Source organism: Candidatus Vampirococcus lugosii (assembly GCF_018420025.1).
Lineage (GTDB): Bacteria > Patescibacteriota > Gracilibacteria > Absconditabacterales > Absconditicoccaceae > Vampirococcus > Vampirococcus lugosii.
The window spans coordinates 14,757-30,052 of sequence record NZ_JAEDAM010000100.1 but is presented as its reverse complement, the minus strand read 5'-3'; the positions used below and the strand labels follow the sequence as shown (position 1 = coordinate 30,052).

Genomic DNA, 15,296 nt, shown 5'->3' with positions numbered 1-15,296 from the left:
ATTATATAGTTAATTTTAATAAAATACATAATCCAATATTATTATCATTATATCATACTTCTATAAAACAACCTGAACCATTATCAAAATGTGTTTTTTTGTTTAGAATAATTGAATATGCATTTCATAATTTAGAGATTTTTTGATATAACTATTCTTACAGTAAAAAATGAAAAAAGATTAATCAATATAAAGAATATATAAATTATATGATATGAAAATCTTTAAACTATAAATATATTCCTATTCCAATAAGAAAACATCTTGATGAAAACAAAATTGAAAATCAGGTAACAATTTGGAAAAGAACAGTTAAACAATATATCAAACAACTAGAAAAAAAATGAGAAGATGTTTGAGAAAAAGTATATAAATACTGAAGATGCTGAATAGCACATTGATGAAATAAAGATGATATTATATTACATAACTATTGAACATCTTATTTTGAAATAATTAAAATTAATAAGATTTTAGAACTTATATGTAGGTATATCATAGAATATACAAATCCTAAAATAAAACAAAGTGTTAGAATTAGATTTAAATAATAAAAAAAGAGACTAAATTAAAGTCTCTTTTTTTATTTATAGATTACAAGTTATTTTATTTCTCTTTTCTAACTCATTTAAACTTTCCTCAAGATGTTTTATTATCAAGGAATTGTCAATTTTCTGTATCTCTTTTTGTCCAAAGATTAGTTTGTTCATTAAAAAACTGAGTTCTATCTTTTACTGCACCTTTTCTAGCATTATCTCAGTATGGTTTATTTTTTGCCATATTGTTTTTAATTTAAATTATAAAAGTTTTTTTCAAGATATTCACACTGCTATTCATCAAGATATCATCATAGTAGAACATAAATTATTTATTCAAAAAATAAAGGTTCATAATAATCAAATTATCATTAATGTAAATCAAGTAATAGCCATTATTCTTTTATCTATAGAATTTAATCATACTATAATGATTATTATTATAAGTAATAATCAATATATGTTTATATTTTCCATATTATTTAATTTAAAATATAAAGAATTAAGAGATTATTATAACCTCAAAATCTCTTGAAAAATAGTTCAAAAACTTTATATTTCTTTAACTTCTTAAATTAAATGTATATAAAGAACTCCTTTACTTAAAGGGAGTTTTTTTTATGTGCAAATTTTCATATAATTTTGTTTAATAGATAAATGTAATTATTATATAAGGATTTCATTAACAAAATCAATATATAAATGTACTTTTTTGTAACAAAAAACAAAAATATAAAAAGTCTTGAAAAGTATAAAAAAGTCTTGAAAAGTATAAAAAAGTCTTGAAAAGTATAAAAAAGTCTTGAAAAATACATAATCATACAACATTACACAATTATATAATAATGTAATATAATAATATAAAAATAGCTTACAAAATACTTGATTTTTGTAATGAAATAATTACTATTACTAAGTAATTTAATATATTATTTTAAAAAATGACTAAAACACTATGAGAAAAGATAACTGAACTTAGAAAAGATTCAAAATTAACACAAGAACAGATAGCTAATTATCTTGAAATAAATAGAGTTAGTCTTGCAAATATTGAAAATGATAAAAGAATACTAAAAAAAGGTGATAAATTACTATTACAGATAGCTAATCTTTTTGAGGTTGATGAAGATGAACTTTTAGACTGAACAAAAAAAGAAGAATATAAAAAGATAAAAGAAGATGATGACCATAAAAAATTTAAAAATCTTATACTTTATATATTAACAAAGTGCTGACAAAAGCCAAATATATGAAAAACAGTATTAAATAAATTATTATACTTTAGTGATTTTAATTACTATGAAAATAAGTGGGAAAATATATCTAATCAAGATTATATAAAACTACCAAGATGACCTGTTCCAAAAGATATTGATGATGTACTAACACAAATGGAAGATGATAAACAAATAGAAAAATTAGAAACAGAATTTAAATGATATAAACAAATAAGATTTATACCAAATATAAGATATGATTTAAGTGTTTTCAATTGATTAGAGATAGAAATTATTGATAATGTAATAGAAAAATTATCAAATATGAATGCAAAACAAGTAAGTGATTATTCTCACAATGATATGCCATACATATCAACAAAAAATATATGAGATAAGATACCTTACCAATTAGCACATATGAGAAGTTGAGAGTATATTAGTAAATCTGAGAATAATGACTAATTTTTTATATAATAAACTTGAAGAGTTTAAAAAGGAATTTAAAAAACTTCAAAAGAAATACCCATCATTAAAAGATGACTTAGATATTGTAAAATTAGCAATTGAAAGATATCCAAAAGGATATTGAGATAATATAATTCAAATTTCTGATCTATGAAAAGAAGTTAAAATACCTATTATGAAAGTTAGAAAATTTCCTTGTAAAAGCTTAAAAGACAATAAATCATTAAGGTTAGTTTATGCTTACAAAGAAGATAAAAAAGAGATAGATTTAATTGAACTTGATTTAATAGAAATTTATCATAAAAATATAAAAGAAAATCATAACATAGATAGAATTAAAAAATATTATTGAAATAATTTAAATAAATAAATAACAAGTAAACTATGGCTCACTATAATGAGGATTTGTATGTAGAAAAACCTTTTTTAGAACAATTACAAAATTTAGGTTGGAATATTGTATATTGAAATAAAGATGATGCAAATATTACTTTTAGACAAAGTTTTAAAGAAATATTGATTGAAGATTTATTTACAAAATCTATAAAAAAAATAAATTCTTTTTTGGAAACTGATCAAATTGAAGAAATTTTTTGAGAATTAAAAAAAATAAATAAAACAAATCTTTTTGAAGCAAATGAACAAGCAACTGATATATTACTTAATTGATTAAATGTTGATCAAAATAGAATTACTTGAGAAAAAAGTCCCAGTGTAAAAATTATAGATTTTGATAATCTAGAAAATAATATTTTTACAGCTATTAGTCAATACAAAGTAAATATTCCTTGAACAGAAAAACATATAATTCCAGATATTACACTTTTTATTAATTGAATTCCTATATGAATAGTAGAATGCAAATCACCAAAAATTAGTGAAGCTATAGAAGAAGCTATTTATCAACTCAAAAGATATCAAAATGATAGATGAGCAGAAAATAATGAATGAAATGAAAAATTATTTTATTTTAATCAATTATTGATTGCAACAAGTAGACAAGAAACAAGAATATGAACTATAAAAGCAAATGCTGAACATTATCTTGAATGGAAAGATTTAGAAAAAAATGATAATTCTCAAAATATTCTTATAAAATGAGTTTTGAAAAAAGAAAATATTCTTGATATTATAAATAATTTTATAGTATTTAAAAGTGATGATAAATGAAGAAAAATAAAAATATTGTGTAGATATCAACAATATAGAGCTGTAAATAAAGCAATAAATAAACTTACTAATAAATCTTTATCTCAAGAACAAAAAGGTTGAATTATTTGGCATACTCAAGGAAGTGGTAAATCTCTTACTATGATTTTTTTGATTAGGAAATTTAGAAAAACAAAAGAATGAAAAAAATTTAAAATTATTTTTCTTACAGATAGAACAGATTTACAAAGACAAATTTGAGAAACAGCAAAAACTATTTGAGAAACTATTTATCCCAAAAATAACAAAGATAATAATATTAAAAATATATTAAAAGAAATATCAAGCGATGATTCAAATATAGTAAATGCAATGATACACAAATTTCAATCCAAAGATAATGAAAATCCTGATAAATATGTAAAAGAAACTAAATTACTTACAGAATTAAACAATAGTCCAAATATTTTATTACTTATAGATGAAGCACATAGAAGTCAAGATTGAACTTTATGAGCAAATTTATCAAATGCACTGCCAAATGCTATTAAAATTTGATTTACTGGTACACCAATAATTACTTGAAAATTAAGAAAAAAATCCCATGAAATATTTTGAGAATATATTGATACTTATACTATAGAACAAGCTGTAAAAGATTGAGCTACAGTCCAAATTATTTATGAATGAAGAACTTCTCAAGATATTATAAAAGATAAACAAGCAATGGATAAAGAATTTATTGATATGTTTAAAGATTATACAGATGAAGAAAGACAAGCTATATTAAAAAAATATTGAAATAAACAAAATTATCTTGATGCTCCAGAAATTATTGAACAAAAAGCTAATGATATGATACAATATTATATTGATAAGATATTTATCAACTGATTCAAAGCTCAAGTAGTTGTAAATAGTAGAAAATCAGCAATATTATACAAAAAATATCTTGATAAGGCAATAAAACAAGAGATTGAAAAAATAAAAAATTGAATTTCAAATTTGAAAAATAAAGATTTTATTGATTTAGAAATATTGAAAGAACTTGAAACTACTGTAATTATATCAAGTAATCATAATGATGAAGAATTTTATAAAAAATATACTAACTCTGTAATTCACAAAACACAAATAGAAAACTTCAAAAAACCTTTTGAAAATAAAGACAAAAATAAAAAAAGTAGTTTATGAATAATAATAGTTACAGATATGCTTTTGACTTGATTTGATGCACCTATTGAACAAGTTTTATTTTTGGATAAAAAATTAATTGAACATAATTTATTGCAAACTATTGCTAGAGTAAACAGAACTGCAAGTTGAAAAAATTGTTGATATTTGGTAGATTATTATTGAATTGCAAATAATCTAAAAGAAGCACTTGAAATATTTTCAGATAATGATATTAAGTGAGCTATGATTAATTTGGATGAAGAAATTCCAAGATTAGATGAAAAATATAGAAAAGTAGTACAAATTTTTGAAGAAAATTGAATTAAAAGTTTTGATACAAATGAAGATATTGATTTATGTATTGATTTACTTGAAGATGTAAGTTTGAGAGCAAAATTTACTGTTGCATATAGAAAATTATCAAAAAGTATTGATATAGTAAGTCCAGATAAAGCGATTTTGAAATATATAAATAATTACAAGGCATTTTGATTTATTTTGTTTTCTGCCAAAAATAGATATAGAGACAATCAATTGAATATAATATGAACTTGAAAAAAAGTAAAAAAACTTATAGATAAATACATTACAAGTCAATGAATAGATCCAAATATTCCTCCTATTTCTATTATGGATGATGATTTTGATAAATTTATAAATTGAATAAAATCTAATAAATCAAAAGCTTCCGAGATGGAACATGCAATTAGATATCATATATCTGAAAATTTTGAAAAAGACCCAGAATTTTTCAAAACATTATCTGATAAGTTGCAAGAAATAATACAAGACCAAAAAAATAATTGGGAAAAAATGATTGAAGATTTGGAAGAAGTTTTGCAAGATATTATGAAAAGACCTAATGAAAATATTGAATGATTAAACAATAATCAAATACCATATTTTGATATTATCAAAAATAATATTTTTGAAAAAAAAGAAATAAATCAAGAACAAAATCAAAAATTAATGAAATTAACTATTGAAATTTATGAAATTTTTAGTAAAAAATTAAAAATTGTAAATTTTTGGAATGATGAATGATCTCAAGATAAAGTAAGACTTGAAATAAATGATTTAATTAATAAATCTTGATTGATAAAAAATATCTAAAGAAAATATTGAATTAAAAAATAATTTAATAGAAAACTTATTAAATCTTGCTTATCATTTAGATAAATAATTTAGTGACATATGAATTTAAATTATGAAATAATAAAATCAAAAAGAAAAACAATTTGTGTCACAATAGAAAGAAATAATAATATTATTATTAAAGCTCCTAATCAAGCAAGTGATGAACAAATTAAAGATTTTTTTGATAAAAAACAATTATGGATATATACCAAACTTGAAGAAAAAAAATGTTTATCATATTCTTTCAAAAATAGAGAATTTGTAAATTGAGAATGATTTTATTATTTATGAAGAATGTATAAACTTAAATTAGTAGAAAATGTTGATTTTCAATTAAGATTTTATAAAAATTCTTTTGAGTTAAATAAAAAATATATTTTTAATTGAAAAAAAATTTTTGTAGAACGGTACAAAAAAAGATTTAATAAAAAAATATTTCCTAGAGTTAAACTTTTGGCAGAAGAAAACTGATTTGAAATAAATAAAATATCTATAAAAGATTTATGAAATAGATGGGGATCTTGTACTTCAAATAATAATATAAATTTTCACTGGAAAATTATGTTGGCTCCTGTTTCAGTTATTGAATATATTATAATTCATGAACTTTGTCATACAAAAGAAAAAAATCATTCTCCAAAATTTTGGGATTTAGTTTATAAATATATGCCTGATTACCAAAATCATAAAGAATGGCTAAAAAGAAATTGATGAGAATTAGTTTTGTAAATATTAGAAAAATTTTCATATTTTCCCTGTGTTTTTCGTTTCTTTTTTAATTTCTATATAAGTTTTGCAAGTACTTTTTTTAATAAACATATTATGATTATTAGCACCACTTAAAATAATAAAAGACAAAAATAATAAAAAAAGTAATAATAAGTTTAAATTTTAAAAAGTATACTACAAAAAAATATATTTTAATATTAAGTTTTTAATTTTTAATCATAAATAAGCTTTTATATTTCAATTATATCTATTTTAAACTAATTTTTATTGATTTGGATTATTTTTATTTTCATCTTGATTATCGTCATCTTGATCATCATCTTGATCTCAATCTTTTGTTTTTTTGTTATTATTATCTACTAAACCTTGAACAGATTTAGCAAATCATCAAACTTCTCATTCATTATATTGTTTTGATGTTATTGATCTTGGTATAGTAGATAATTCTCACATTCATTGTTTAACGGATCAATAACTATTTCAACCAGGTAGTATCGGTGCAGTTTTTAACATATCTTTTGAAAAATTTTGAATACTTTTGGCAATTCAAGAAGTTATTTTTGAGGATTGAATAGCAGAAAAAACCATACTCCAAAGTATTATAATACCAAAAATATTAACTATCAACCAAGAAAAATAATCCAAAAATGTTGAAAATCATGAAGTATTTTCGTCAGGCGAACCAAAACATATTTGTGGAAAATATTCTCACAATTCCCAACAATTATTTTTATCATTCCCAACATCAGATGCAGAAATAGATAATGGATTATCTTTATTAACATTTCATATACTTTCAGTAAGTATTGTCATAAAAATAAATCAAATACTTAATGCAAACACAACAAAAGCTGGTAAAAATATTAACCATAAAAATCATCAAAGTGAATATTTTCATAATTTTTTTGATAATCACAAATCAAAAGAATAAACAAAAGCTAATATTGGAGAAAATGCTATCAAAACCCGCATAATAAATATTCTCATAATCAACACAATAACCAATGCAAAAATAGGAACAATCATTGCAAGAGCTATAATCATTTTCATAACAAAAATAGCTCACAAACTAGCTGTTCATGTATCTCCTGTAATTCAAGAACCAGATGTAGAAATAGTAGAAGTCCCCAAAAAACTTCATATAAGAGTATAAAAAATTCATGTAAGTCAATTAGCACTATTTATTATTTCTGACATACTAATTCAATCATCTTGTCAATATGTTCAATCTTCTTCTATCTTTTTTATAGTTTCAGATATAGGAATTGAATCATCAGCTGGAACTAATCTATTTCACATAATTTGTAATATACATTTTCAATCATTTACATCTATTCATTTATTTTGTGCATCTTTTATAGAATCTTCAAATAATGTTCAAGAAAAATAATAATCTCAATCTTTATTTTCCAATGTACAATTTATATAATTAGTATTTCAATCCGAAAACCAAGTTTGATTTTCAGCACCAGTACCAAAAGAATTTCATAAACTTTCCAAATCCAAATTACTATTTTGTAAAAGAATTTTTTTATCAAGTGTTGCATCTGCCGATATAATATTCAAAGGCATAGCTCATACACTATAAGTAATTATAGTAGAAATATCCAATAAAATAGAAACTATAAACCAACTTGCTTGTATAGATACTACTCAAACTAGCATTTTGGGAAATATTTTTTTTGGATTAAATTTATCTTGTTTAATATTTAAAATATACAAAAATATTGATATTAAAAATACAAATCATAAAGCAAAATTTGCAAAATTTTTGGACATATTCCATATATTCCACAAATGAACATCTATATGAATTATAGATCCATAAATCAATTGATTATCCATAGCTTGTCAAGCAACCAAAAGTAATGGCCAAACAATTATATAAGCTCCATTTAATATTGTTTCAAACATTCAAAATCATGACTCCACTCTATCTGATAATGCAGTTTGATAATTAATAGTTTCTGAAGCAAAAGCAAAATTATTCAAGAATAAACTTGATATTAATGTTAATACAATTAATAAAATAATTTTACTTTTTTTCATTTTTTGATATATAAATTAATTAAAATTAATTATTTTTTTAATCAATATTCAATAGAACTACTATCAGGATTATCTCTCAATAAATTACTATCACCTCATCATGGCACATCTCATGAATTCGCCATAATATAATTAACTAATCTTTTAAAATTTTCATTATTCCGATCTACTTTTCAATTAGTTAATATCTTAAGATTAGAATGATTTTTTCCATATTCTAATGCTCGTTGTTCTATAATAGATTTTAACCTTTTATCTTGATTAGGATTTAATGATTTTCAAGATTCTCATAATCTTATAATTTCTTTCCAGAATATCTTTGATTGAAGTACATTTCAATCTTGTATCTTTACTTTTAAACTTTGTTCTTCTAAACTATTAATTGATGGACCAGGACTTACTGATCAACTAGTACCTCACCCACTTCATCATCAATTATTACCAAACAAACTATCTAGTTTAGATTCTATTCATGATGCTTGTTGAGCTTGAGTCATTCAGAATATTTCTCATCTTAAATTACTTTTTCATCTTTCCAATGCTCAATAACTAATTTTAGTACCTGGTATTGGAACTGTTTTCATAGTTTGTTCAGTAAATTTAAATATACTATCAGAAACTCATGAAGTAATTTCAGAAGTTTTGAAAGATAATTTAACCAATGACCAAACCATAAAAGACACAAATATAGCCAAAACTAAATATCATATAGCTCATCACAAAACATTTCAAACATCACTCATAATATCTCATGCAGCCAGAATTTGTCAACCATTTTCTCATCACAACATTATTCATCAAGATTCATTATCAGAACTAAAAACTCACATAGTTTCTTTCAAGGATTCTATAAGATCTTCAGATTGAGCTTGATTATCATCAATTTGAAATATAGTATTAAGTCATACTACAAAAATTAATATTACAGACAACATACCAATTACAATTACAGGCTGGAAAGCAAGTCATATAAAATTTGAAAGAGTTAATTTTTTTACAGATCATTCCATTTTTGAACTTACTGCATTAGAAAAAATAGAATCCAATACTACAAAAGGAGAAAAAACTATAAACATCCAAAGCCAAAACAATCTTATAAAATTTATTACCATCAAAACAATCAAAGGAATAGTAAACATTAATACTACAAATAATTTTATCAAAAATTCTGCCGTTATATTTTCCCAGCTTGTAACTTCAGAATTTGAAAATTGTTGTAATTTTAATACAGTAAATCAAAAATATAGTAAAGGTCAACTTGCATTCAATGCATTAGCACTTATATCATTCAATTTGATATCACCAATTTCTCAAGTACAAATATCAACATTATTTGGATCACTAAATGCTTTCAAAAAATCACATTTCTCAGGCATAGTAATTGTCAATTCATTATCTTTACCATCTGTAGAATCTACAAAATAATTTGGCAATGTAGAAACTGCTGACATAGCAACTATACTAATATCTATAATAGCTGCTACCAAAAACCAACTCATTTGAATCAAAACTCAAGCTACTGTAATTTTGGGAAGATATGATTTGACAACACTTCAAGGCTCTCATTTATAAAACGATTTTAAAACCAAAAATAAAAATAAAAATCACAAAGTAAAATTTGCAAAATTTTTGGACATATTCCATATCTCAAAAAGATATTTATCCAAATACATTAATTCACCATATACAAGCTCATTGGTCATCAAAGTACCTGCAATAATAGATGGAATAATCCAAAACCAACTAAATAAAGATATTAAACTATTCAAAAATTTAATCAAAAAATCTGTATCCTCTCATCAAGATGCAAATACAAATGAAGGCATCAAAAAGAATATTACAAATATTATCAATAAAAAAGATTTATTATTTTTTAACATATTTATTTAATTTTTATTTTAAATTTTTTTATTTTAAATTATTAAGAACTAGGGTCTTCTTTTTCAAAATTTATTCAAGATCATGTATCTTGTATTATATATTTTTCACCTTTAATACTTATATCATCTCAAATTTTAAATCATAATTTTTCTAAATTAGATTTATAATTATCAACATCAATATTATATATTTTATTTATAAATTCATTTGCTTTTGATTTATCAACATAATCTAAATCTAAATTTCATATTAATTTAACATCCATATTTTCTCAAGAAAAATGATAAAATTTTCTTCAATCTTTACTTTTATATATTCTATTTCAATCTATAGATAATTTTTTATCATATCAATTTGATATCATATTATTTTCCAAATTAAAATAAACTTCTTTTAATTCTTGTTCACTTAATAAAGTTTTACCATCACTACGATTAGTTTGGGATAATAAATTATCTATATTTCAATAATTTGAATTATAATGACTTCTCATATCAGGATCTTGTGCTATATCTGTCAAAGAATTTGCTGAATTAAACATACCTGATTTATCTTTATCTTTCAATTCAGATAAAACATCTTCTTGAATATCTCATATATGTTGTCAAGCTCAAATAGCTGAACTAGCTGTTTGAGTAAATGTAGATGAATCATATCATGGTTTTTTAACAGAATTTTTAAAATTCTGAATTCATTGAGAATTTGTTCAAGAAAAAGTTCATTCTAATGTTCTCATAGTATCTTGTATTCAAGATTCTGCATATTGTCTACTTATTATTTGTCAAGGTTGTTTACTTAAACTTTCTCAAACTCTACCAAGACTTCAAATACTTTGAGATCACCAAGGTGTAGGAATAACAGGAGCAGTTTTGAATGCTTCTTTTGATATGCCATCAACCCAATTAACAACTCAAGAAGTCAATTTTGCTGATTTTAGTGCAGCGAATATTATAGACCACATAAGAGCTACAGCAAATAAATTAACAACTATCCAACCAAGTATATCCAAAAATGGAGAAATTCATACTGCATTTTCAGGAGAATTAAAACAAATATTTGTTTCTTTCTCATCTCACAATGGAATTTTAAAACAAATTTCTTGTCATTTTTCTTCTCATGCATCATCTACATTTTTTTCTAATCATAATACTGCTAATGCTCAAGTAGATCATTGAAAATCTCATACTTTTAATGTATTATTTAATACTGTCAAGAATATAATACTAATACTTACTGCAAAAGCTACAATTACTGGTAAAAATATAAGTGATAAAACTGACGACATAGAATATTTATCTGAAGATCAACTAATATTAAATCCAAAAGTCCATGAAACTACTAATAATGGTGCCAAAGCTATAATAAGCCACATCAAAACTCATCTTATTATCAATACTATTGTCAATGTAAGTAATGGTATAATAAGTGCTAAAAAAATAATTATTTTCATCATAGCTATAATACTGTATGCCCCAACTTCTGCTCCACCTCATCATCAAACTCAAGAAACTCATAAATCAGCAATATTTGATAAACTTCCAAAAAGTGTATACAAAGGTCAAGAAAATCATTTAACACTATCAGTAAATTCTTTAATTGAATAACAATCATCACCACTTGGATCACATAAATTATTTCAAGCTTCTATAAGTCAATCTCTATCATCATTCCAATTATTACCTCATCCTTGTCAATAAAGTCTATTTGAGAAAACACATCATTGAGTATTAAGATTATAATTTCAATCAAATTGATCAAGTTGTTCTTGCAAAGATCATGAATTTTCATTTAAATAATCTCGATCAATTTCTTGTCAATCGGTAACACAAGTTGCATATGTTTCTGAATTTCAAGGATTTGTATAAAATAATGTTCTATCAGATTTTGTAATTCATCATAATCATTGATCTCACATTTCCATTCTCATAACGGGCAACATTAATGCTTCTTCATCTTCTTTAAAATTATCCAAAACGGTCAAAGGCAATCATCATATACTATAAGTCATAACTGTTGATAAATCTATCAAAGCAGCTAACAAAAACCAACTTGCTTGTATTCATACAGTAGCTACCAAAAATTTTGGTATTAATGATTTAGGATTGAAACCGTCTTGTTTATAGTTTATAAAATAAAAAAATATAGAAATCAAAAATACAAATGCAATAATATAATTTGCAAAATTTTTCATCATATTCCAAAATATATATAATGTTCAATCTAAATTGAATATACTACCATAAACAAATTCATTTGACAAACTAGCTCAAGCTATAGAAATAAATGGTCGTATTATAATATAAAAAAATTGAACTATTACTTCCAAAATAGAAACAATACTAGAAATATCTCAATCAGAAGTATCAGCAGATTGAGCATATACATTTAAAATAAAAAAATCCTTACTTAAAAAGTATATCAAAAACAATAACAAAAAAGATAGTATAATTTTTATTTTTATTTGCATTTTCTATTTTTTAAAATTATAATTAATTCAATTATATATAAAAAATGTATATATTGCAAATAAATTTTAATACATTTTTATATTTTCTCTTAAAAATATCTTGATTAATAAAATTATATATTTATATTTCAATTAATAAATTTTATATTTTTAATAAGTTATTATGAAATTAAAAATTGATATAAAAAAAAGAAATTGAAATATGAGAGCACATACAGCCACTCACCTACTTCATTGAGAATTAAATAAAATAATAAAGAATACTAAACAAGCAGGTTCACTTGTAGATAATGATTATATAAGATTTGATTTTACTTGCAAAAAAGCTTTATCAAATAAAGAAATACAACAAATAGAAGAGAATATAAATAATATTATATATGAATGATTATCAGTCAATAAAAAAGAAATGAGTTTGGAACAAGCTTTGCAAGCTTGAGCAAAAGCATTTTTTGAAGAAAAATATTGAGATGTAGTAAGAGTAATAAGTATATGAAATTGAGAAAAAAAAACTATTTCTATAGAATTATGTTGATGAACTCATGTTGATAATACTTCACAAATATGAATATTTAAAATAATATCTCAAGAAGCTGTATCTTCTTGAGTAAGAAGAATTATTGCATATACTTGAACTAAAGTATATAATTATATTAAAGAACAAGATAAATTATTACAAGATATATCTGATAAACTTGATTGTACATCTAAACAAATAATAGAAAAATTAAATAAATCACAAAAAGAGTTAGAACAAATAAAATGAGAATATGAATCAATGAAACAAAATATTGTAAAATCTATTTTGGAAAATATAGATTGAGAATCAAAAGAATGATTTGATAAAATAATAAATATTTCAAAATACGAAGAATTAAATAAAATAAATTTTAAAGATATATTAAATATTGCTAAACAAGTTTTTGATTGAGAAAATATTATTATTTATAATAATGATTGAAATTTTGTTATTTTTACAAAAAATATAAATGCAAAAGAATTTGCAAAATCAAAATGATTAAAATGATGATGAACAAATAATATAATACAAGGTAAAGATCATAAAATTAAACAAATTTAACTATTCTACTATTGAATATATCAAATATTCTGGTAATTGAATTGATCTTTTAGCTCTCAACGAGACATAAGTATTTTGAAACTTTCATAAAGAATTAATATTAATATGAGTAGTTGGAAGATTATTGGTGTCATTAATACAAAACCTTGATTTTCATGCATTTCAAGTATTATTTGCAATTACTAAATAATTATTTATTGATTCATCAATAATACTTAATGTATTAACAAAATTAATATCATCTACACTTGAAGAATTTAATTTTTCATCAATAATTCAAATTACATAATTATTTGTATCACTTGAAGTTTTTTTTATATTTAAACCACCAAGATTTGGAAGTCTTTTTATATTAATTAAATTTACAGAACCTTCTCAAGTATTTTGATCCCAAAAAAGTGGTATTACAGTACCTTTTCAACCTGCCAAAGCAAAATGATTAGAATTATCTAAATCACAATCTGATGGAAAAAGATTATGCTCAGATTCATCTATAATTATTGAATTCCTTGCTAATAATTCTGATTCAAAAAAACAATTTTCACAATCAAAATTATTAGAAAAAGTTGAGGATCAAGTTAAAATTTTATCTTCAAATCCAAGTCAACGATTTTTTTGTTTCAAAAGTTGTAATTGCAATGGAGCATTTGCCAAATAATATGCCTTGTAATAATTATGGAAAGCAGAACCATATTGTATTATACTATTTACATATCTAGTTGTCAATATACCAAAAAGAGAGGTAATAATCATAACAAATATTACAATAATTAACATATTTCATCTATTATTCATTTTAATTATTTGATTTATTAAAATTTAATATTGTCTTACATTAAAAAAAGCTTGAACATTTGAAGAAATATCATAAACACTTGAATATTTTGAATAATTATTTGTATAAGCTTCTACAAAAATCCAAAATCATTGATTATATATTTTATCAAAATCTAATCATCTTATCTCATCAAAAGGAATTATTTTAAAATTTAAATTTCTTATATAAATTTTATTTGGATCAGTAAGTTTCATTATCTCTCAATTTTTATTCATTTCTATCCAAGATTTACTATTTCTTATATTATCAATATCTGACGAAGTATCTCATGTTAAATAAATATTTACAAAATCATTTCAAGTAAAATACAAGCTTCAAGTAAATCATTTAGTAGTATCTAAATCAGAATATTTACTAAAATCTAAACTTAAACTATCTGCAAATCATTGAATATTTTGTGAAACAAAAAGTAATTCATTTGAAAGATTTTTTTCATTTTCTATTCTTATAGATAACTCAGCTACTGTATTATAAACAGAAAAAATAATTACAATAAGTAATCATAATATAACTACGGATATCATTATTTCTATAAGTGTAAATCATTTATTCATATTTTTAAATTTTT

General features: G+C 22.3%; 13 protein-coding genes. 6 read left to right on the top strand and 7 right to left on the bottom strand.

The genetic code is table 25. The annotated features are described in order from the left end of the window. Nucleotides 1–551 (top strand): hypothetical protein (locus VAMP_RS05465; RefSeq protein WP_213349932.1); only part of this gene is annotated, 551 nt, incomplete at its 5' end. 55 nt (nucleotides 552–606) lie between these two features. Here VAMP_RS05465 and VAMP_RS05460 read toward each other — a convergent pair. Further along, entirely contained in the window at nucleotides 607–780 is a 174-nt protein-coding gene (locus tag VAMP_RS05460) for a hypothetical protein (protein ID WP_213349931.1), read from the bottom strand. Between the two features lie 17 nt (nucleotides 781–797). Then, nucleotides 798–1,013 (bottom strand): hypothetical protein, encoded by a 216-nt coding sequence (locus VAMP_RS05455; RefSeq protein WP_213349930.1) that lies wholly within the window; start codon nucleotides 1,011–1,013, stop codon nucleotides 798–800. Nucleotides 1,014–1,477: 464 nt separating this feature from the next. On the opposite strand from VAMP_RS05455, the gene VAMP_RS05450 reads away from it, so the two are divergent. The 4 genes from VAMP_RS05450 (at nucleotide 1,478) to VAMP_RS05435 (ending at nucleotide 6,412) form a co-directional block, all read left to right on the top strand. Further along, nucleotides 1,478–2,218 (top strand): type II toxin-antitoxin system antitoxin SocA domain-containing protein, encoded by a 741-nt coding sequence (locus VAMP_RS05450; RefSeq protein ID WP_213349929.1) that lies wholly within the window; start codon nucleotides 1,478–1,480, stop codon nucleotides 2,216–2,218. Continuing rightward, a complete protein-coding gene (locus VAMP_RS05445) occupies nucleotides 2,211–2,591 on the top strand; it encodes a hypothetical protein (RefSeq protein WP_213349928.1) in 381 nt (126 codons plus the stop codon). The genes VAMP_RS05450 and VAMP_RS05445 overlap by 8 nt, the downstream gene beginning before the upstream one ends. Nucleotides 2,592–2,605: 14 nt before the next feature. Further along, entirely contained in the window at nucleotides 2,606–5,659 is a 3,054-nt protein-coding gene (locus VAMP_RS07225; RefSeq protein ID WP_213349927.1) for a type I restriction endonuclease subunit R, read from the top strand. 81 nt (nucleotides 5,660–5,740) lie between these two features. Then, nucleotides 5,741–6,412, top strand: coding sequence for a M48 family metallopeptidase (locus VAMP_RS05435; RefSeq protein WP_213349926.1), 672 nt, complete (start codon nucleotides 5,741–5,743; stop codon nucleotides 6,410–6,412). Between the two features lie 264 nt (nucleotides 6,413–6,676). Here the strand turns inward: VAMP_RS05435 and VAMP_RS05430 are convergent, their stop codons facing one another. The 3 genes from VAMP_RS05430 to VAMP_RS05420 are packed head-to-tail and all read right to left on the bottom strand — an operon-like array spanning nucleotide 6,677 to nucleotide 12,809. After that, nucleotides 6,677–8,461: a hypothetical protein gene (locus tag VAMP_RS05430; protein ID WP_213349925.1), complete on the bottom strand. Its 1,785-nt coding sequence runs from the start codon at nucleotides 8,459–8,461 to the stop codon at nucleotides 6,677–6,679. A 29-nt stretch (nucleotides 8,462–8,490) separates the two neighbouring features. Next, complete coding sequence (locus VAMP_RS05425) at nucleotides 8,491–10,341, bottom strand: hypothetical protein (protein ID WP_213349924.1); 1,851 nt, start codon at nucleotides 10,339–10,341, stop codon at nucleotides 8,491–8,493. A 41-nt stretch (nucleotides 10,342–10,382) separates the two neighbouring features. Then, nucleotides 10,383–12,809, bottom strand: coding sequence for a type IV secretion system protein (locus tag VAMP_RS05420; protein ID WP_213349923.1), 2,427 nt, complete (start codon nucleotides 12,807–12,809; stop codon nucleotides 10,383–10,385). Between the two features lie 163 nt (nucleotides 12,810–12,972). Between VAMP_RS05420 and VAMP_RS05415 the strand changes: the two genes are divergently transcribed. Next, complete coding sequence (locus tag VAMP_RS05415) at nucleotides 12,973–13,890, top strand: alanine--tRNA ligase (protein WP_213349922.1); 918 nt, start codon at nucleotides 12,973–12,975, stop codon at nucleotides 13,888–13,890. On the opposite strand, the gene VAMP_RS05410 is transcribed toward VAMP_RS05415, so the two are convergent. Then, on the bottom strand, nucleotides 13,891–14,685 hold the full coding sequence (locus VAMP_RS05410) for a hypothetical protein (protein WP_213349921.1): 795 nt from the start codon (nucleotides 14,683–14,685) through the stop codon (nucleotides 13,891–13,893). Between the two features lie 24 nt (nucleotides 14,686–14,709). Next, on the bottom strand, nucleotides 14,710–15,282 hold the full coding sequence (locus tag VAMP_RS05405) for a type II secretion system protein (RefSeq protein WP_213349920.1): 573 nt from the start codon (nucleotides 15,280–15,282) through the stop codon (nucleotides 14,710–14,712). Between the last annotated feature and the right edge of the window lie 14 nt (nucleotides 15,283–15,296).